We start from the raw sequence: 18,243 nt of genomic DNA, 5'->3' as shown, positions 1-18,243 counted from the left end.
ACCCTTTTTTAGCCTAACGTTTTATTAATTGCTTCAAGTACACGGTCTGCCTGGAACGGCTTCACGATAAAGTCTTTTGCACCTGCTTGGATCGCGTCAATAACCATTGACTGCTGCCCCATTGCAGAACACATGATGATTTTTGCAGAAGCGTCAATTTGTTTAATTTCTTTTAGTGCTGTGATCCCGTCCATTTCTGGCATTGTGATATCCATTGTGACAAGATCAGGAGATGTTTCTTTAAATTTTTCAACAGCTTGAGCGCCGTTTTCTGCTTCTCCTACTACATCAAATCCGTTTTTCACAAGAATATCCTTTATCATCATTCTCATGAATGCTGCATCATCTACGATTAATACCTTAGTAGCCATTTACTTATTCTCTCCCTATATGTTTGTTTATTTTAAATTAGAAAGTCTTTCTGACTGACTTAAAATATCAGTCACACGAACACCAAAGTTCTCATCAATGACAACGACTTCCCCTTTGGCGACGATTCGTTTGTTAACTAGAATGTCTACTGGCTCACCAGCAAGTTTGTCCAGTTCAATGATACTTCCTGCTGAAAGTTCAAGGACTTCTTTGACACTGCGCTGAGTTCTTCCAAGTTCCACCGTAATAGAAAGCGGAATATCCATCAGCATATCAAGATTTCCAAGGTGGTTTGTTGTATGCTGAGGCTCACTGAACGCTTCAAATTCAACAGGCGCTACATTTACAGGTGCTGCCGGCTTTGGCTTCGCCTGTCTTTTCGGCGGAGCAGCTTGCTGCGCTGGTGCAGACTGCGTTTGAGGTGCTGCCGGCTGAGGTTCAGGTGTGCTCACTTGCGTGTCTTGAACCGTCTCTTCCTCTTGCGCTGGGTCTGTTAATTCTGCGATTAAATCTTTCGCAAATGTAATAGGATAAAGCTGCATAATATTTGAATCAATGAGTTCACCTATTTTTAATCTGAAGGACACTTTGACAAGCATTTCTGCAGCTGGAATCCGGTCTGTTCCTTCTCCTTCTTTCACATCAAGTAATTCGACGCGAGGCGGAGAAATATCAATCTTTTTATTAAAGACCGTCGACATGGATGTCGCAGCAGAACCCATCATTTGGTTCATCGCTTCTTGAACTGCACTTAAGTGAATCTCACTTAAAGAAGGGTCAGCATTTGTCCCGTCTCCACCCATCATTAAGTCCGCAATGACTGCTGCATCTGTTTGCTGGACGACAAGCAGGTTACTTGCGCTGAAGCCTTCCGTATAATTCACTTCAATCGCGACATACGGATGAGGAAATTCCTCATTCAGCATACTTTTTTGAATCACTGTAACAGTTGGAGTGGTAATCTCCACTTTTTGATTTAATAGGGTTGAAAGTGCTGTAGCAGAGCTGCCGAATGAAATATTTCCGATTTCTCCAATGGCATCTTGCTCCATTGCAGAAAGGATTGTTTCAGGCTCTATATCGTCATTGCTACCTCCTTTAAGGAGCGCATCGATTTCGTCTTGTGATAATTTACTTCCGTTATTCTCCATCTTCTTCACCTCTTATGTCGTGATCTAGAATTTGAATCGCCTGTTTCCGATTCACGCGGCCGGCCTGTCCCAAGAATTTCGGTTTATTTCCGACCATAACAGTAAGAGGCGCATTTACTGGTTTGTCCAAGGCAATACAATCACCAATTTCCAAATTCAAAAACTCTTCCACCGTCATTTCCGATTCCCCTAGCTCTGCGACTACCGGTATCTTTGCCGTCATAATCCGTTTTTCAATGGCCTTTGTTTCTTGTTGTTTTGGTTCATTTCGTTCAGACTGCATCCAGTAGTGTACAGACAACTTTGGAATAATAGGCTCTAATACAACATGAGGAATACATAGGTTAATTACCCCGCTTACCTCACCAATTTGTGTATTAAGAGAAATGACGACAACTGTTTCGTTTGGTGAGACCATTTGAACAAACTGGGGATTTACCTCGAAATCTGCCATTTCAGGCTCGATGTCGGTTATGGACTGCCACGCTTCTCTGTAATTTTCCAAAGCTCCCTCAAACATGTTTGAGATAATCTTTGTTTCGATTTCTGTAAGTGATTCTGTCTTATTATGACTAATGCCTATCCCGCCCATCAGCCTGTCCATCATGGCATAGCCGATTGTTGGGTTCACTTCAAGCATGATTCTTCCTTCAAGCGGGCTGACATAAAATAAGTTTAATAATGTCATATTAGGAATCGAACGAATAAATTCTTCGTATGGTACTTGGTCAACCGAGCTGACAGTAATTTGAATATATGATCTTAGTTGAGCTGAAAAGTGTGTGGTGAGCAGTCTAGCGAAGTTATCATGAATCCTTGTTAAACTTCGAATCTGGTCTTTCGAAAAGCGCAGTGCACGTTTAAAATCATACACCTTTACTTTTTTCGTCGTTTCTTCTTTTTTCAGCTCTTCTGCATCCATTTCGCCTGTAGATATGGCGGATAATAATGCATCGATCTCATTCTGGGAAAGCACTTCTCCTGACATTTCTTCACCTCCATCGTGTCAATTAATCGCCTCTATTGCAGATTAAAGGAGGTTATATATACTTCTTTCACCTTGCCATCTTGCAAATAGTTATTCACTTTGTTTTTAACTAGTGTTTTAAAATGTTCTCTGCCTTTTTTGCCATCAAGTTCATCTGCATTCGTGTCTGATAAAATGTCGATTACAGCGTCTTTCACTTGAAAACTTCTTTTCTCAAGCTCTTCTTTTGCTTTTTCAGAGTCCGTTTCAATATTCAATACAAGTTTGACGGCATTTCCTTCAGACTTTAAATTAGTAATAATTTCAGGAATTTCAACAGAAGCTTTTACGACTTCATCTGCTGTTGGCTCTTTTTCAGCTTTTGCTTCGTCTGAGCCATTCACCAGAAAAATGATGCCTGCTCCTATTCCGCCGATGGCAATAATCATGATTAGCATTACTACGACTAATTTCTTCTTCATTCAAATTCCTCTATTCCTTGATTCAATGAAATAACTTGGATTTTTCTGTAGAAAGAAATGATTTTCTCTTGAAGCTGATCTTCATTTTCTTTCACAACGAATTTCTTTCCATTGGCTAATGTAATGGTCGTGTCTGGAAAGCTTTCGATTTGCTCGATATGGAGAGCGTTCAGCATAAATCCTTTGCCATTCAATCTTGTCACTTCAATCATATTAAGCAGAGAAGCGATCATCCGCTCCCCCTACCTCCTATCGTTTCAGATTCACAAGCTCTTGCAGGATTTCATCAGATGTTGTGATCGTCTTTGCATTCGATTGGAATCCGCGCTGCGCGATAATCATTTCGGTAAACTCGTCTGTTAAATCAACATTTGACATTTCTAGTTTACCCGTTTGGATGACGCCCGTTCCTTGTTCACCAGGTACGATAGGGTTACTTGGTGCACCTGAGCTTAACGTTTGACGGTAAAGGTTGTCACCAACTTTGTCTAACCCACCTGCGTTACGGAAAGATACCAGTGATACTTGACCAACGGTTCTTGATACATTGTTTTCAACAACCGAAATCGTTCCATCTGGACCAACATTTACACTTGAAATGCCCTTTGGAATCGTTATTTTTTGTCCATTCATTCCAAGAAGGTAGTTTCCATCAGGCGTTACTAGATCCCCTTCAGAATCAGGTTTGAAGTTCCCTGCTCTCATATATAGGGTCTCTCCTTGCTGTTGTATCTGGAAAAATCCATCTCCATTGATATAGAAGTCCCATGGATCATCTGTATTTTGAGAAGCCCCCGATGACATGACTTTATCAATAGAAGATAAAGATGATCCTAAACCAACTTGTTTCGAGTTGATTGAACCAGAGTTGTTCGTCGGTCCACCAGAACTTGCAAGGGTTTGACTGACCATATCTTTAAAAGTGATACGGCTTTTTTTGTATCCGTGTGTATTGACGTTGGCTACGTTATTGGCTACAACATCTAATTTTGTTTGGAAGTTTTTCATTCCACTAATTCCTGAGTAAAGTGAGCGTAACATTTATTTTCCTCCTCGAATTACTTCGTTTTTTCTCCAACTGCTGTAACATCCCAAGGGCTGATTTTCGTTCCATCTTCTAAATACAAGAAGTATTCATTGTTTATGTTTTTAACAGACTTCACAGTGCCTGATATCTCTTTATCATCCAGTTTGCCCGATACTTCTTTACCAATCCAACCTACATACGTCGTAAACGGATCTTGGTGTGCAACAAAAGTAGACATGAGCTGATTCAGCTTGGTGATAGAATCGTTCATATTGGTTTGCTGTTCTAAAGATGAAAATGTTGCAAGCTGTGTGACAAACTCACGGTCATCTAGTGGGTTTGTCGGATCTTGGTTTTGAAGCTGTGTCAGCAATATTTTCAAGAATTGATCTTTGCCGAGCGTATCTGTTTTCTTTTCTGCTTTTGAAGAAATGTCTGTTTGTGCGACTGTTCTATTCGTAGCATCAACTGTTGCCATTAGATTTCCTCCTCTTCTTCATCTGACCCAACAAGAGCATCCAGTACATCTTGGAATTCTGCTTCCTGTTCATCAGGCTTTTGGAAATTCTGCCCTTTTGACTGTTGCTGCTTGTTTTCTTCGTTAAATTGTCCAAATAACGGCTGCTCATTTGATTGAAGCGGTATATGGAAACGGTCCACTTGAACCGACATATTCGGAAGCGCCTGCTTGAGCTGCGGAAGGTGATGCTCTAGCAGTTCTTTTGCTGCCTGTGTCGAAGCTGTAATTTTACTCGCATACATACCATTTTGCTTCGTCAGCTGAATCGTGATAAATCCGAGATTTTCTGGATTTAATCGAACTGTAAAGCGTCCGCTTGAGTTGCCAAATGGCGTGAATTTCATTTGCTTCCACGTATTTAGAATTTGCTGATCAACCGTTCCCGGCTTTTCATCAGTTGTTTGTGTCTGTTGAACAGGAGCTGCTGATTGCAGTTGAAAAAACTGCTTATGACTTGGCAACAGCGTATGAGTGATCGTTTTTTCAGAAGCAGGTGCAGCAGTGCTTTGTCCTTTGACAACTTCCTTTTTGATGAGCCATTCAAGAGAGGCAGCCCCTTTTGCAGGAGTAGCAAGAGTAGATTCTTGTCTTGGAGAGACCAATTCTTTTAACTCTCCTAAAGCAATCTTCAACTCTTTGTCTGACCCTTTTGCATTTGCCATCATATGGTCGATTAACTGATTAAAGTGTTTCAGCTCACTTTGAGACATCGAATTCAGCTTTGGTGCTGAACCCTGCGAGAAAAACTGCTCTTTTACTTGCTGAATCAGTTTCTCATCTACTCCATTTTTTGAAAGAAAGTGAATGAAGTCTTGACCCTTTGCTTCAATATCTTGCACTAGCTTTGCATCAAAGCTGAGCGGCTGTTGATTGAGTAGTTGATATATGAAAAAGTGGACTTGTATGAGCTGCTCACTATGTTCAGTAGCTGGCTTATCCGCTTGATCACCGTAAATGTATGATTCCATTTTTTGAAATAGCTCTTCTAGTGACTTGAGATCAGACGAATCAAGCGTTTGACCTTGAAGTGTTTGAAGCGCGCTAAGAAGGTCTCCGTTGATGCCTTCTTCAGGCGATTGCATCCATTTTTCAATGATTTGCATCGCATCATTGATGGAAAGAGTGGCACCCGCTGTCTCAGCATCTACAAGGCCGCTTTGTGCACCTGCCCCGCTAAGTAATTGTTTAAACAACCCGCTTGCAGATGCCGCGCCGCTCCCCTTTGGTCCCGAGAGACCTTGAGACGATTGCTGTAAGGCTCCAATATCCAATAGCTTCACTTATTGTCCACCCCCATTTTCACTTTCTTTTTTAGCAAGCTCTTTCGTAAACGTAGCTGCCTTCTGAGGTGTTAGTTTTGCTAATATGTCTGTTAGTTTATTTTTGCTCAGCTCTTCGAGGATCTTCAATGCCTCTTTATCACTTAATTCTGATAAAATTTTGGCGGATTTCCCTGCGTCCATGCTTTCATAGATACTGGCAATCTTCCCTTTCGGTTTCTGGTTAGAGGCTGCTGCCCCATCAGAAGTTGTCCCTGACGCATTATTACCTGATGTATCGCTCGATGAGCTGCTATTTGATGAACTGTCATCCGCTGACTTCTCATTCGCATCATTTTCAGATGTTTTTTCAAGTGAACTGATTTTTTGATTCAGTCTTTTAATCTCTTCATCACTTGTTTTTAAGTCTTTTTGTGCAATTTCAAGTTCATTCTTTTGCTCTTTAATGGTCTTTTTCAGTTCCTTCAATTCTGCATCGCTTTGATCATTATGTGAAGATGACGTTTTTGAGGTGTCATCTGAACCAACCAAACTGCTAACGCCCGGAATGTTCTGGAGCGGTTTCTTTAGATCAAAACCTGCCATAGAAAGGATTGTGCCAGCCACTAATACAAGCACAATCAATGGGATGATGACAATAAACAAGATCCATTGAAATTTACCGCCGCTTGATTCTTTCGTTTTTTCCTTCTTAGGCATTCATCTCGACTCCTAATGTCCTTGAAACATGAATTGGCTGATAGAGATATCATCCATTTCTTTCATTTCAATGGCCTTATGTTCAAGGGAAAACTTTTCGTACTGCTTTTCTTTCATTTTTTCAAACTTTTTAAACTCGATGTTTTTTTCAGTTAAATCAGATTGTTTTTCATTCATTTGATGGCGCTTCATGATCACAAGCTGCTGATAATGCTGAATCGTGTTATCTAAATTGGTCACAAATTGCTGATAATGACGCATTTCTTGAACACTCATACCACTTCTCAGCTTTTCTTCTTTGCTTTTTTCCATTAATTCTTTTTTACTCATATTTTCATAGAGTTTTTCAGCTACTTGCTCAAATGCCGAAACGGATTGTTGGTACGCTGCGAGTGACTTGTCTTTTTCACTTTCTTTCAGTTCTAAGAGCTTTTGAAATTTGTATTGATATCTCACTGTTTTCGTCAATCCTCTCTATTCATCAAACCGAGCAATACATTCACACTGTCTTCAATAGATACAGCCTCTTCTACATCCTGCTTCAAAAATGAAATCAGATGAGGATAAGCCTGCATGGCATCATCAATGTCTTTCGAGGAGCCTTTTTTATATGCTCCAATGTTAATGAGGTCTTCAGCGTTTTGATAAGTGGATAAAAGCTGGCGGAACCGGTTAGCCGCCTCCTTGTGATCATGACTTGCGATATTGCTCATAACACGGCTGATACTTTTCAGAATATTGACAGCAGGAAATTGTCCTTTGTTGGCTAAAGCACGATCAAGTACAATGTGGCCATCTAATATCCCCCTGACTGTATCAGCGATTGGCTCATTCATATCGTCACCATCAACAAGCACTGTGTAAAACGCTGTGATGGAACCAAGCTGATTCGTTCCAGTTCGTTCAAGTAATTTTGGCAGTATAGCGAACACTGAAGGTGTATAACCTTTAGTCGTTGGCGGTTCGCCAGTTGCAAGACCTATTTCCCTTTGCGCCATAGCGACCCGTGTAACAGAGTCCATCATGAACATGACATTTTTTCCTCTGTCTCTAAAATATTCCGCAATAGCTGTTGCTGTATAAGCAGCCTTCATTCTCGTCAGTGCAGGCTGATCAGAAGTTGCGACGACAACAATCGATCGCTTTAGTCCTTCTGCACCTAAGTCCTTTTCAATAAACTCACGAACTTCACGGCCACGCTCTCCAACAAGGGCAATGACATTGAGGTCTGCTTCTGTCTGCTTTGCAATCATCCCCATTAAGGTACTTTTTCCAACACCACTTCCGGCAAAAATACCGATCCTCTGACCAGTGCCGACTGTAAGCAGACTGTCGATCACTCTGACACCAACGCCCATTTTTTCACGAATAGGCGGCCTGTCCATCGGGTTTGGAGGTGACTGATCTGTCGAAACAGGTGCAAGTCCCTTTGGCAGCATACTGCCGTCCAGCGGTTCACCGAAGGCATCAACAACTTCGCCAATTAACCCAGTCCCAACTTTGACCTTCAGCGACTCACCTGTCGCTTCAACTAGACTTCCTGGTGAAATATTGGATGCTTCTACATAAGGCATGAGCAGAATATTTTCATCTCTAAACCCTACGACCTCTGCTTTTATTGGATCGTGCTTACGCCCCTTTTTATGAATGAGACACACGTCTCCGATAGAACTTTCCGGCCCCTTAGATTCAATCATCAGTCCAACAACTCGATTGACTTTACCAAATCGTTTATAAGGATCTGCGGTTTCAATCGTTTCTTTTAACACATCGATGTTCATTTGTGATCACCTGAATCAATGACTTCTAGTAGCTTTTCTTTCAACTGATTCATTTGTGTATCAACACTCGCTTCCACTTTTCCAAAGCTTGTTTCTACGTAACAAGTCCCTTTTGGCGCTTTTTCATCCGAGTAAATGGCAAGGTGTGTATCCTTTTGAAGGATTCTGATTAATTCGTCTTTATACTCCATCACATGATCGTAATGTTCAGGGTCAACATAGATGGAAATATCGTCATATTCTTTCACTTCAGAAATGACCTGCTTCACGAGAGCCAAAAATTGATCTTTCGTGTCCTCAGCCGAGTACCAAACACGTTTGGCGAGTTCAAAAGCCAGTTCCACAATTTTTTCTGCGGAGCTTTCAATTTTTTCTTCGTAATCCTGCTTGGCAAGACTGACAATGTCATTTGCTTGATCAAGAATTGATCGGTACTGACTCATCGCATCTGCTTCACCCTTTTGGAAGCCATCTTGGTAACCTGCTTGTTTCGCTTCTTCAATGAGCTGCATTCTTTCTTCTTCAAAATCAGCGCGGCGCTGATTGATTTCAGCCATTGTTTTTTCAAGCTCACTATTTGCTTGTTCTACTATACGGCTTGCTTGATCTTCAGCATCACTTAGTACAAGCTGCGACACTTCTGTTTCATTGACAAGCTCTTCTTCATGATGTTCTTTTTTGAACTCCACTTGCTGCAAAGGAATTGTTTGCCGGCCTTGCTCAGGAATAACAGATGTTTCATGTTTGATAATCCTAGACAATGATATCGTCTCCTCCGCCTCGAGCTATGACGATTTCTCCAGCTTCCTCGAGTCGTCTTACGATGCTGACAATACGGGTTTGTGCTTCCTCGACATCTCTAAGCCGGACAGGTCCCATAAACTCCATTTCTTCTTTGAACGTCTCGACCATTCTCTGTGACATGTTGCGGAAGACAATTTCTTTGACCTCTTCGCTTGCCACTTTGAGTGCGAGCAACAAGTCATCATTTTCAACATCTCTGATCACGCGCTGAATCGCTCTACTGTCAAGAGTGACAATATCTTCAAAGACAAACATACGTTTCTTAATTTCATCAGCAAGCTCAGGATCTTGAATTTCAAGAGTGTCTAAAATTGTCTTCTCAGTCGCACGGTCTACACCATTTAGTACTTCTACAACCGCTTCGACTCCGCCCGTTTGCGTATAGTCTTGCGTAAAGGTTGAAGAAAGTTTTTGTTCAAGAATGCGTTCCACTTCATTGATGATCTCTGGAGATGTGCGATCCATTAAAGCAATACGTCTCGCAACCTCTGTTTGTACTTCCTCACCTAATTCAGATAAAATCTGCCCTGCTTGAACTGGATCTAAGTAGGAAAGGATGAGCGCAATGGTTTGTGGATGCTCATGCTGGATAAAGTTTAAGATTTGTTCTGGGTCAGCCTTTCGAGCAAAATCAAACGGTTTCACTTGAAGTGAGGATGTTAATCGGTTTAAGATACTATCCGCTTTGTCCTCACCAAGCGCTTTTTCAAGCACTTGTCTTGCGTACATAAGACCGCCTTGTGATATGTAGTCCTGCGCGATGGCGATGCTGTGAAATTCTTCAATGATTTCATCTTTTTTAGCAGTATCTACACTTCGTACATTGGAAATTTCCAGTGTTAATTTTTCTATTTCGTCTTCAGACAGATGTTTGTATACAGATGCTGACACCTCTAGCCCTAAGGAAATCATTAGGATTGCTGCTTTTTGTCTGCCTGTTAGTCGATTTGAATCTTTTCTCGACATGTGTATTCCTCCTAATCCTCGGACAGCCAGCTGCGTAGCAATTTAGCAAAGTCTTCTGGTTTATCTTTTGCCATTTTTTCAAGCTGATTTTTCCTCACCATTTCTTCTGTTTCTGGTTCAGTGTCGATATCAGGAACATGGATTGGTGTATGTTCATCAAACTCAAACTCTTCTTCCTCTTCTTTTCTGCGTTTACGCACAAGAAGAATAATAAGAGCGATAATTGCAAGTAGTAGCACACCGCCTACAATATAAACCCAAATTGGAATATTGTTTGATGGGTTTTCTGCTGCAGTTTGCTGTTTACCGTCTAATTTTGATACAGATAAAACAATTTTGTTATCTAAGTCCGCTTGAGTGAGCACTTGACCATTTGTGTATTCTTTATCAATTGACGTGCTAATGATCGTTGAAAGAATCTTTTTAATATCATCTTGCCTTTCAGCTGTTAAAGAGTTCACATCGTTTGCAGTTGGTGGTTCGACCAATGCTTGAATGCCAACATCTCTAATTTTATAAGGGCTCTCTTTGATATCTTTATGAATGCGGTTGACTTCATAGTTGATACGATCTTCGCTCTTTTCGTAATCTCCGCTACCATTCGCTCCATCGGCGCCTTGATAGTTTGTGACATCATCGTCGCCTGTTCCAGCGGTTCCACCAGCTGCTGCACCATTTCCTGAATAAGTTTCAGCAATCTTTTCAGCACTGACAGCGATGCCTTGCATGTTTTCTTTATCAACTGGTTCTACAAGATCTTCTTTTCTTTTCTCTTCAGTAAAATCAATGTCTGTTGTGACCGATACAGCCACTTTTTCTTGACCCATCATTGTTCCGAGCAGCTGTTGAATTTTTCTTTGAAGGTTCTTTTCAATTTCTTCTTTTTTCTGCTGCTGTGCATCCATTCCACTTGCATAGGAATCGGAACTGCTGTTTAAGTCGTAGTAGTTGGAATCTTGGTCCATAATGACAATGTTTTCTGTCTTTAAATTCGGCACACTTTTTGAAATAAGATGATAAAGGCCTTTTACTTGCTGCGGCGAGAGCGTGTAGCCACGTTCAACTTGCAGCACAATGGATGCTGATGCATTACTTTGCTCTTCTCCAACAAAAACGGAATCTTTTGGCAGGTTAATCATAACTTTTGAATCTTTAATCCCATCAATCGTATTGATTAGATTGGATAGTTCTGTCTGAGTTGCGTCTACTTTCAGAACATCAAATTCATTATCTGTTAAACCGAAGCCGGAATTGTTCGCAAAGAAGGAGTAATCAATATTCCCTGTCTTAGGGAGACCCTCAGATGCGAGCGTTACTTTTAAAGTGTCGGCCTGCTTTTCTGGAACGAGAATCGTTGTTCCATTATTCGCAAGTTCCGATTTAACGTTTTTGCCATCCAGTTCCTGTTTGATTTGCCCAGCTTCTGCCTCAGACAAATCTCTAAACAATGGAACCATTTTTTCAGAAGAAGCAAAGATGCTAACAACCGTAATAATGATTGCTAGGGCAGCAACGCCGCCAATCATAAGTATTTTTTGTAATTTTGATCGATTTCGCCAAAACTCAACTGTCTTTGTTCTTAATTGCATTAAAGTACGATTCATCTTAACCCCCGGTCATTCCATTCAGTCTTTTTTTGTCCGTCAGCACCTCCTACATCTGCATTCTCATAATCTCTTGGTATGCTTCGACTGCTTTATTTCGAAACTCCGTTGCAGCTGTGAGTGTCACACTCGCTTTTTGCGAGGCAATCATGACTTCATCGAGATTGACATTTTTTCCTTGTGCAAGTGCATTTGTATACTGGTCTGATTTCAGCTGTGATTGATTTAATGCCTCAATGGAATTCTTCAGCACATCAGAGAAATTCGTTTGACTTTTAGGTGCAGCCGCATGAACGGACGATGCATTTGTCAATTCACTTGCTTGCTGAGCAGCTTGAAGCTGGAAAGGAGATATTGCGTTAACCAATTCTTTTCACCTTACTTTCCTATTTCTAAAGCTTTCATCAACATGCTTTTATTCGCATTTAGCGCGGTCACGTTTGCTTCATATGACCTTGAGCTGCTGATGAGGTCAACCATTTCCTTTAATGGATCAACATTAGGTGTTTGAACATATCCATTTTCATTGGCATCGGGATTTGTAGGATCATATTGAAGGTTGAATGGAGTTTCGTCTTCTGTAATCTTCGTTGCTTTCACGCCGTTTCCTAATTTACCGCTCGAATTCATGCTTGAGTTTAATATAGATGAAAACGATTCACCTGACGGCTGTAATGTGACGAGCTTACGTCTATAAGGCTCCCAGTTGCCATCAACCTGTTTCGCTCTTGTTGTATCCATGTTTGCAAGGTTAGAGGATACAACGTCCATTCTGAGCCTCTGTGCTGTTAATGCAGAGGCCGAAGCGTTAACGCCTGAAAAAATTGACATCACTTACCTCCTGTCAAAACTGTTTTAAGAGAATTGAATTTTCCACTCATTCTTTCAACCAACGCATTATACTGAATTTGGTTTTTAGCGAGTTCACTCATCTCTTGATCAATATCGACATTATTTCCGTTTTCTTGATATGAAGTACGGTTGCTCGAAACAACTGAATAATTAGACCCTGTTTTAGAAAAATCAATGTGACCTTGGTATGTTTTTTTAGCATCTAACTTGATCGACGCATCGTTTAGCATATCATGAAATGCGACGTTTTTCGACTTGTAGTTCGGTGTGTCTATATTCGCGATATTATTGCTTATGACTTTTTGCTTAACATTCGCTCTGCCCAAGGCATTCTCAAGGTTGCTTATCGTTCCAGAAAATATATCCAAAACCATATACCTCCAATCATATGTATTTCATTCCATTTAATCATGTCGAGATTTGTAAAACCATATGTTCATTGTAAGAAATAATAGGATTAAAGTCTATGATGTATATGTAAAAAAAACTCGTAATATATATCTATTTTACGAATAGGTATAAAGACCTAGATTCAAAGAACTAAGAATTGTAAGGGTTTTCTTGGAAAAAAGAGTGTCATTTTTCGGACAAATCCTCTTTTTTTATAAAAAAAACCCCTTTTCAGCTTGTATTTCTGCTGAAAAGGGGTTTTGATTAATGAGATTTTAAATTTTCAAGTTCAATTAAAAATTTGTTGTTTAACACTTTGATATACGTTCCCTTCATTCCAAGAGAACGAGATTCGATGACGCCTGCACTTTCTAACTTACGTAAGGCGTTCACGATCACTGAACGAGTGATTCCTACACGGTCAGCAATTTTACTTGCCACTAGAAGCCCTTCGTTGCCATCAAGTTCTTCAAAGATGTGCTCAATGGCTTCAAGCTCACTATATGAAAGAGAACTAATCGCCATTTGGACAACAGCTTTACTTCTTGCTTCTTCTTCGATTTCCTCTGATTTCTCACGAAGGATCTCCATTCCAACAACTGTTGCACCGTATTCAGCAAGAATTAAATCATCATCTTTGAATGTATCTTGCAAACGAGACAGGATTAACGTTCCTAAACGATCTCCTCCTCCGATAATTGGAACAATGGTTGTCAAACCTGATTCAAATAAATCACGGTTCTCAATCGGGAAAGCTGTATACTCACTGTTAATGTCAAGATTTGAAGATGTTTCAGGGATGTTAAATAGACTCTTTGTATATTCTTCAGGGAACTGACGGTCTTCAAGCATTTTCTTCATACGCGGATTTTCAATCTGCTGGTTGATCGAGTAGCCTAGAAGCTTCCCTCTTCTGCTTAATACGAAAATGTTTGAATCAATGACATCTCTCAAAGTTTCTGCCATTTCCTTAAAATTAACCGGTTTCCCCGCTGCATCTTGCAGCATTGAGTTAATAATCCTTGTTTTTTGTAGTAACGCCATATTAATGATCCTCCTAGATTACTTTATTCATTTGTTAAAGTATAAATTGACTTAAGTCTTTGTTATTTGCAATCTTTCCTAGCTTCTCTTCTACATACTGAGGGGTAATGGTCACTGTCCCTAGTGTAATATCAGGCGCCTCAAATGAAAGCTCTTCAAGCAGCTTTTCAAGTATAGTATGAAGCCTTCTTGCACCGATGTTATCTGTCTCCTGATTGACATGATAAGCCACTTCGGCAATCTTATGAATAGCATCGTCAGAAAATTCAAGAGATATACCTTCTGTTTCAAGTAAAGCTTTATATTGCTTTAATAATGCGTTATCTGGTTCCGTTAAGATTTTCACAAAGTCTTCGATACTTAATTTATCTAATTCTACACGAATTGGGAAGCGCCCTTGAAGCTCTGGAATCAAATCTGATGGTTTTGCCATATGAAATGCACCTGCTGCTACAAAAAGCACATGGTCTGTTTTCACTGCCCCATATTTCGTCATCACAGTTGAACCTTCTACAATCGGTAAAATATCACGTTGAACCCCTTCACGAGAAACATCTGCAGATGATGCACCACCGCTTTTGGCAATTTTGTCGATTTCGTCGATAAAAATAATCCCTTGCTGCTCTGCTTTATAGACAGCTTCTTGACTGACTTCATCCATGTCAATCAGTTTTGAAGCTTCCTCAGCTGTTAACGCCTTTCTTGCTTCTCTGACGGTCAGCTTTCTGCGTTTTTTCTTTTTAGGCATGAGATTGCCGAGCGCATCCTGCATGTTCATGCCCATTTGCTCCATACCCGAGCCCTGAAGCATATCAAACATGGATGGCTGCTGCTCTTCTACTTCGATCGTGACGTAATGATCTTCAAGTTCGCCCATAGCCAACTGATGAGCGATTCGCTTTCTTGTCGATTCAAGTTCAACTTCTTCACTTGATTGATCTCGATCACGGTCATCTTCATCAGAACCACCAAACAGCATCTCAAAAGGATTTTTCACTGACTGGCTTTTTTTCTTGCCAGGAACAAGCAAATGAACAAGACGTTTATTTGCTTGTTTTTCTGCTTCTTCTTGAACGTTTTTCATCTTTTCTTCTTTGACAATTCTGATCGCTGTCTCAACTAGATCTCTGACCATCGATTCTACATCACGGCCAACGTAACCAACTTCAGTAAACTTCGTCGCTTCCACTTTAATAAAAGGCGCACCAGAAATTTTTGCAATTCTGCGGGCAATCTCTGTTTTCCCCACGCCTGTTGGGCCGATCATTAAAATGTTTTTCGGAACGACTTCATCCTTTAGCTTATCATGTAAAAGGCTTCTTCTGTAACGGTTTCTTAAAGCCACCGCCACTGCTTTTTTCGCATCAAGCTGACCAATAATGTATTGATCAAGCTTTTCAACTATCTCTCTTGGGGTGAACGGCTTTTTCTCCATACGTCTCATGTCCTTTCTATTCAAGCTCTTCTAAAGTGATTTGATCGTTCGTGTAGACACAGATTTCTCCAGCGGTTTCAAGAGCTGCCTTTGCAATATCTCTTGCTGTGAGATGATCACCTGCATGTGTTTTGAGTGCTCTCCCGGCGCTAAGCGCATAATTGCCGCCTGAGCCGATGGCCAAAATACCGTCATCTGGTTCGATGACCTCTCCTGTCCCAGAGACAAGCAGGATGCTGTCTTTGTTCATAACGATCAGCATAGCCTCAAGCTGCCTGAGCATCTTGTCACTACGCCATTCTTTTGCTAGTTCTACGGCTGCTCGCTTTAAGTTACCACCATATTCTTCAAGCTTCGTTTCAAACTTTTCAAAGAGTGTAAATGCATCTGCTACTGAACCTGCAAAACCTGCAAGCACCTTGCCTCCGAAAAGACGGCGCACTTTTTTTGCCGTGTGTTTCATCACGACAGCCTGCCCGAAAGTGACTTGACCGTCTCCAGCCATCGCACTTTTTCCTTTATGTTGAACGGCAAAGATGGTTGTTGCATGAAATGATGACATGAAAAAACCTCCTTTTAGGATCGTTTAAAAGCCCTTGGGTGATGAGACATGTACGTTTTCCTTAAAGAATCTTTTGATACATGCGTGTACACCTGAGTTGATGATAAATTCGAATGACCAAGAAGTTCTTGAACACTTCTCAAATCTGCCCCCTCATTTAAGAGGTGTGTGGCAAAGGTGTGCCTTAACATGTGAGGATGGATATGTAATGTGCCTGACGCCTTTTTCATTAGTTCAGTGAGAATGAATCGAACGCCTCTGTCTGTAAGAGGCGCCCCGCGCTGATTCAAAAATACATATGCATCAGCACGATCATTCCCCTTCGCTTTCAGCTTTAGCCTTCCATCCTCTAAATAAGTGATGAGCGCTTCATGAGCATATGAACCAAAAGGAACATACCGCTGCTTGTTGCCTTTCCCATGAACAAGCACTGTATCCATCGATAAATCAAGATCAGATTCTTTTAATGAACATAACTCACTGACCCTCATACCTGTTGCATAAAGAAGTTCTAAAATGGCTTGGTTTCTTTGCCCAAGCGGTGTGCTGACATCAGAAACTGTAAAAAGCTCTTTCAGTTCCTCTTCATACAAAAATGAAGGAATTCGCTTATCCTGCTTTGGTAAGCTAACGAGTAAAAAAGGATTTTCTTTCACAAGCTGTTCTCTTAATAGAAATTTATAAAAGCTGCGAAGCGCAGAGACTTTCTTACTAATCGTTCTTCTTGTCAGGCCTTTTTCATAAGCTTCTGTTAAATAAATTCTCGTATCTTGATAGGATACCTCTTCAAAACCGTCTATTCCTTGAACGTTCATAAATCTGACAAACTCTTCAATCGCTTCTGTATATCCTGAGATGGTTAAAGCAGAATAGTTTTTTTCAATTTGCAGATATTCAATGAATAAGTGGACAAGACGCTGTTTATTCATCATTTTTACACCTCTTTAAGGCTTTTAAATGGTATCACATATCTTGCTTTCCGTGCAATGATTTACTACAGAGATTTCGAAATAGTTTGAATAGTTTCGATTGCGCGCTTAGCGTACTCCGCATAACGCTCTTGTTTGTTTTTAATGCGAACACCAAGATCTTTCAACAAACCAAAATTCGCATTCATTGGCTGGAAGCTTTTCTTGTTTGTCGATGTGATGTAATAAGCCATGCTGCCGATCGCTGTTTCCTCCGGAAGTGTCACAAGCTCTTCTCCTTTGACAAAACGAGCGGCATTAATTCCAGCCACTAGTCCGGAAGCTGCAGACTCGACATAGCCTTCAACGCCTGTCATTTGTCCGGCAAAGAATAGATCTTCTCTATTTTTAAACTGATACGTTGGTTTTAAAAGACTTGGTGAGTTAATGAATGTATTGCGGTGCATCACGCCATAACGAACAATCTCTGCTTCTTCAAGACCTGGAATCAAGCGGAATACTTCCTTTTGGTCGCCCCACTTCAGATGTGTCTGGAAGCCGACGATGTTATATAAAGTACCTGCTGCATCATCTTGTCTTAATTGAACAACAGCATAAGGTCTTTTTCCTGTTTTCGGATCTTCAAGTCCTACTGGCTTCATCGGACCAAACAACATCGTTTTCTTTCCTCTTTTCGCCATGACTTCAATTGGCATACAGCCCTCAAAGAAGATTTCTTTTTCGAACTCTTTTAATGGCACAGTTTCAGCAGAAATAAGCGCGTCGTAAAAACGATCGAATTCTTCTTCTGTCATTGGACAGTTTAAATAAGCAGCTTCTCCTTTGTCATAACGTGATTTCAAGTACACCTTATCCATATCAATGCTATCTTTCTCTAGGATAGGTGCCGCTGCATCGTAGAAGTACAGATATTCTTCACCAGTTAACGATTTTAATTCTTTTGAAAGTGCTTCAGATGTAAGCGGGCCTGTCGCAATAATTGTTGGACCTTCTGGAATGCTTTGCACTTCTTCTTGAAAAACTGTCACATTCGGATGATTTTTTACGCGATCAGTAACGTTTGCTGCAAATTCATGACGATCTACTGCAAGCGCTCCGCCAGCAGGAACTGAGCTTTCATCTGCAGCTGCGATAATCGCTGAATCTAAATGACGCATTTCTTCCTTTAATACACCGACCGCATTTGTCAAAGCGTTGGCACGCAGTGAATTGCTGCATACAAGCTCTGCAAATTTATCTGTGTGGTGAGCTGGCGTTTGTTTGACAGGTCTCATTTCATACAAGTTGACTTTAATTCCGCGTTTAGCAATTTGCCATGCCGCTTCACTTCCAGCTAAACCTGCTCCGATCACATTTACAAATTGACTCATTGTACAAC

The 18,243-nt window shown here is 40.8% G+C and carries 22 protein-coding genes; all 22 read right to left on the bottom strand.

Annotation, left to right across the window (positions count from 1 at the left end):
- Nucleotides 1-8: 8 nt before the first annotated feature.
- Nucleotides 9-371, bottom strand: coding sequence for a response regulator (locus tag MKY18_RS07950; RefSeq protein ID WP_003212360.1), 363 nt, complete (start codon nt 369-371; stop codon nt 9-11).
- A gap of 27 nt (nt 372-398) precedes the next feature.
- On the bottom strand, nt 399-1,523 hold the full coding sequence (fliY, locus tag MKY18_RS07945; protein WP_106067468.1) for a flagellar motor switch phosphatase FliY: 1,125 nt from the start codon (nt 1,521-1,523) through the stop codon (nt 399-401).
- Nucleotides 1,513-2,511, bottom strand: a complete 999-nt coding sequence (gene fliM, locus MKY18_RS07940; protein WP_003212239.1) for a flagellar motor switch protein FliM — start codon at nt 2,509-2,511, stop codon at nt 1,513-1,515. Before fliM ends, fliY begins: the two co-directional genes overlap by 11 nt.
- A 32-nt stretch (nt 2,512-2,543) precedes the next feature.
- Complete coding sequence (fliL, locus tag MKY18_RS07935; RefSeq protein WP_044141917.1) at nt 2,544-2,972, bottom strand: flagellar basal body-associated protein FliL; 429 nt, start codon at nt 2,970-2,972, stop codon at nt 2,544-2,546.
- Nucleotides 2,969-3,184 (bottom strand): flagellar FlbD family protein, encoded by a 216-nt coding sequence (locus MKY18_RS07930; RefSeq protein ID WP_012009963.1) that lies wholly within the window; start codon nt 3,182-3,184, stop codon nt 2,969-2,971. Before MKY18_RS07930 ends, fliL begins: the two co-directional genes overlap by 4 nt.
- Nucleotides 3,185-3,221: 37 nt before the next feature.
- Entirely contained in the window at nt 3,222-4,013 is a 792-nt protein-coding gene (flgG, locus tag MKY18_RS07925; protein ID WP_044141918.1) for a flagellar basal body rod protein FlgG, read from the bottom strand.
- Between the two features lie 17 nt (nt 4,014-4,030).
- Nucleotides 4,031-4,477, bottom strand: coding sequence for a flagellar hook assembly protein FlgD (flgD, locus tag MKY18_RS07920; protein ID WP_065097279.1), 447 nt, complete (start codon nt 4,475-4,477; stop codon nt 4,031-4,033).
- Entirely contained in the window at nt 4,477-5,799 is a 1,323-nt protein-coding gene (locus tag MKY18_RS07915) for a flagellar hook-length control protein FliK (RefSeq protein ID WP_065097278.1), read from the bottom strand. The genes flgD and MKY18_RS07915 overlap by 1 nt, the downstream gene beginning before the upstream one ends.
- Nucleotides 5,800-6,498 (bottom strand): MotE family protein, encoded by a 699-nt coding sequence (locus tag MKY18_RS07910; protein WP_065097277.1) that lies wholly within the window; start codon nt 6,496-6,498, stop codon nt 5,800-5,802.
- Nucleotides 6,499-6,510: 12 nt separating this feature from the next.
- Complete coding sequence (gene fliJ, locus MKY18_RS07905; RefSeq protein WP_034620036.1) at nt 6,511-6,954, bottom strand: flagellar export protein FliJ; 444 nt, start codon at nt 6,952-6,954, stop codon at nt 6,511-6,513.
- Between the two features lie 8 nt (nt 6,955-6,962).
- The gene (gene fliI / locus MKY18_RS07900; RefSeq protein WP_044141922.1) at nt 6,963-8,279 is read right to left on the bottom strand and encodes a flagellar protein export ATPase FliI; all 1,317 of its coding nucleotides are present in this window, start codon (nt 8,277-8,279) and stop codon (nt 6,963-6,965) included.
- On the bottom strand, nt 8,276-9,040 hold the full coding sequence (gene fliH, locus MKY18_RS07895; RefSeq protein WP_003212485.1) for a flagellar assembly protein FliH: 765 nt from the start codon (nt 9,038-9,040) through the stop codon (nt 8,276-8,278). The genes fliI and fliH overlap by 4 nt, the downstream gene beginning before the upstream one ends.
- A complete protein-coding gene (gene fliG / locus MKY18_RS07890; RefSeq protein WP_003210883.1) occupies nt 9,033-10,049 on the bottom strand; it encodes a flagellar motor switch protein FliG in 1,017 nt (338 codons plus the stop codon). Before fliG ends, fliH begins: the two co-directional genes overlap by 8 nt.
- Before the next feature lie 11 nt (nt 10,050-10,060).
- Nucleotides 10,061-11,653 (bottom strand): flagellar basal-body MS-ring/collar protein FliF, encoded by a 1,593-nt coding sequence (gene fliF / locus MKY18_RS07885; RefSeq protein WP_044141925.1) that lies wholly within the window; start codon nt 11,651-11,653, stop codon nt 10,061-10,063.
- A gap of 49 nt (nt 11,654-11,702) precedes the next feature.
- On the bottom strand, nt 11,703-12,020 hold the full coding sequence (gene fliE, locus MKY18_RS07880; RefSeq protein ID WP_065097275.1) for a flagellar hook-basal body complex protein FliE: 318 nt from the start codon (nt 12,018-12,020) through the stop codon (nt 11,703-11,705).
- Between the two features lie 11 nt (nt 12,021-12,031).
- Nucleotides 12,032-12,484 carry a flagellar basal body rod protein FlgC gene (flgC, locus tag MKY18_RS07875; protein WP_012009953.1) on the bottom strand — a complete coding sequence of 151 codons (453 nt, stop codon included), beginning with the start codon at nt 12,482-12,484 and terminating at the stop codon, nt 12,032-12,034.
- Nucleotides 12,484-12,873, bottom strand: coding sequence for a flagellar basal body rod protein FlgB (flgB, locus tag MKY18_RS07870; RefSeq protein WP_012009952.1), 390 nt, complete (start codon nt 12,871-12,873; stop codon nt 12,484-12,486). The genes flgC and flgB overlap by 1 nt, the downstream gene beginning before the upstream one ends.
- Nucleotides 12,874-13,159: 286 nt before the next feature.
- Complete coding sequence (gene codY / locus MKY18_RS07865; RefSeq protein ID WP_003210838.1) at nt 13,160-13,939, bottom strand: GTP-sensing pleiotropic transcriptional regulator CodY; 780 nt, start codon at nt 13,937-13,939, stop codon at nt 13,160-13,162.
- 34 nt (nt 13,940-13,973) lie between these two features.
- Nucleotides 13,974-15,374, bottom strand: coding sequence for an HslU--HslV peptidase ATPase subunit (gene hslU / locus MKY18_RS07860; protein ID WP_106067465.1), 1,401 nt, complete (start codon nt 15,372-15,374; stop codon nt 13,974-13,976).
- A gap of 16 nt (nt 15,375-15,390) precedes the next feature.
- The gene (hslV, locus tag MKY18_RS07855; protein WP_003211247.1) at nt 15,391-15,936 is read right to left on the bottom strand and encodes an ATP-dependent protease subunit HslV; all 546 of its coding nucleotides are present in this window, start codon (nt 15,934-15,936) and stop codon (nt 15,391-15,393) included.
- A gap of 14 nt (nt 15,937-15,950) precedes the next feature.
- Entirely contained in the window at nt 15,951-16,868 is a 918-nt protein-coding gene (gene xerC, locus MKY18_RS07850) for a tyrosine recombinase XerC (protein WP_065097272.1), read from the bottom strand.
- Between the two features lie 62 nt (nt 16,869-16,930).
- A complete protein-coding gene (gene trmFO, locus MKY18_RS07845; protein WP_003212444.1) occupies nt 16,931-18,235 on the bottom strand; it encodes an FADH(2)-oxidizing methylenetetrahydrofolate--tRNA-(uracil(54)-C(5))-methyltransferase TrmFO in 1,305 nt (434 codons plus the stop codon).
- Nucleotides 18,236-18,243: the final 8 nt, after the last annotated feature.

The organism is Bacillus sp. FSL R7-0672, from assembly GCF_038601465.1.
Lineage (GTDB): Bacteria > Bacillota > Bacilli > Bacillales > Bacillaceae > Bacillus > Bacillus pumilus.
The sequence above is the reverse complement of the archived record's forward strand: the minus strand, read 5'-3'. Positions and strand labels throughout refer to the sequence as shown.

Excerpts from the sequence above, each read along its gene's own strand:
- fliG (WP_003210883.1), bottom strand. The coding sequence starts at position 10,049 with ATGTCGAGAAAAGATTCAAATCGACTAACAGGCAGACAAAAAGCAGCA.
- fliF (WP_044141925.1), bottom strand. The coding sequence starts at position 11,653 with ATGAATCGTACTTTAATGCAATTAAGAACAAAGACAGTTGAGTTTTGG.
- fliL (WP_044141917.1), bottom strand. The coding sequence starts at position 2,972 with ATGAAGAAGAAATTAGTCGTAGTAATGCTAATCATGATTATTGCCATC.
- flgC (WP_012009953.1), bottom strand. The coding sequence starts at position 12,484 with ATGTCAATTTTTTCAGGCGTTAACGCTTCGGCCTCTGCATTAACAGCA.
- flgD (WP_065097279.1), bottom strand. The coding sequence starts at position 4,477 with ATGGCAACAGTTGATGCTACGAATAGAACAGTCGCACAAACAGACATT.
- MKY18_RS07950 (WP_003212360.1), bottom strand. The coding sequence starts at position 371 with ATGGCTACTAAGGTATTAATCGTAGATGATGCAGCATTCATGAGAATG.
- MKY18_RS07930 (WP_012009963.1), bottom strand. The coding sequence starts at position 3,184 with ATGATTGAAGTGACAAGATTGAATGGCAAAGGATTTATGCTGAACGCT.
- flgG (WP_044141918.1), bottom strand. The coding sequence starts at position 4,013 with ATGTTACGCTCACTTTACTCAGGAATTAGTGGAATGAAAAACTTCCAA.
- xerC (WP_065097272.1), bottom strand. The coding sequence starts at position 16,868 with ATGATGAATAAACAGCGTCTTGTCCACTTATTCATTGAATATCTGCAA.
- hslU (WP_106067465.1), bottom strand. The coding sequence starts at position 15,374 with ATGGAGAAAAAGCCGTTCACCCCAAGAGAGATAGTTGAAAAGCTTGAT.
- fliY (WP_106067468.1), bottom strand. The coding sequence starts at position 1,523 with ATGGAGAATAACGGAAGTAAATTATCACAAGACGAAATCGATGCGCTC.
- hslV (WP_003211247.1), bottom strand. The coding sequence starts at position 15,936 with ATGTCATCATTTCATGCAACAACCATCTTTGCCGTTCAACATAAAGGA.
- MKY18_RS07910 (WP_065097277.1), bottom strand. The coding sequence starts at position 6,498 with ATGCCTAAGAAGGAAAAAACGAAAGAATCAAGCGGCGGTAAATTTCAA.
- trmFO (WP_003212444.1), bottom strand. The coding sequence starts at position 18,235 with ATGAGTCAATTTGTAAATGTGATCGGAGCAGGTTTAGCTGGAAGTGAA.
- codY (WP_003210838.1), bottom strand. The coding sequence starts at position 13,939 with ATGGCGTTACTACAAAAAACAAGGATTATTAACTCAATGCTGCAAGAT.
- fliI (WP_044141922.1), bottom strand. The coding sequence starts at position 8,279 with ATGAACATCGATGTGTTAAAAGAAACGATTGAAACCGCAGATCCTTAT.
- fliM (WP_003212239.1), bottom strand. The coding sequence starts at position 2,511 with ATGTCAGGAGAAGTGCTTTCCCAGAATGAGATCGATGCATTATTATCC.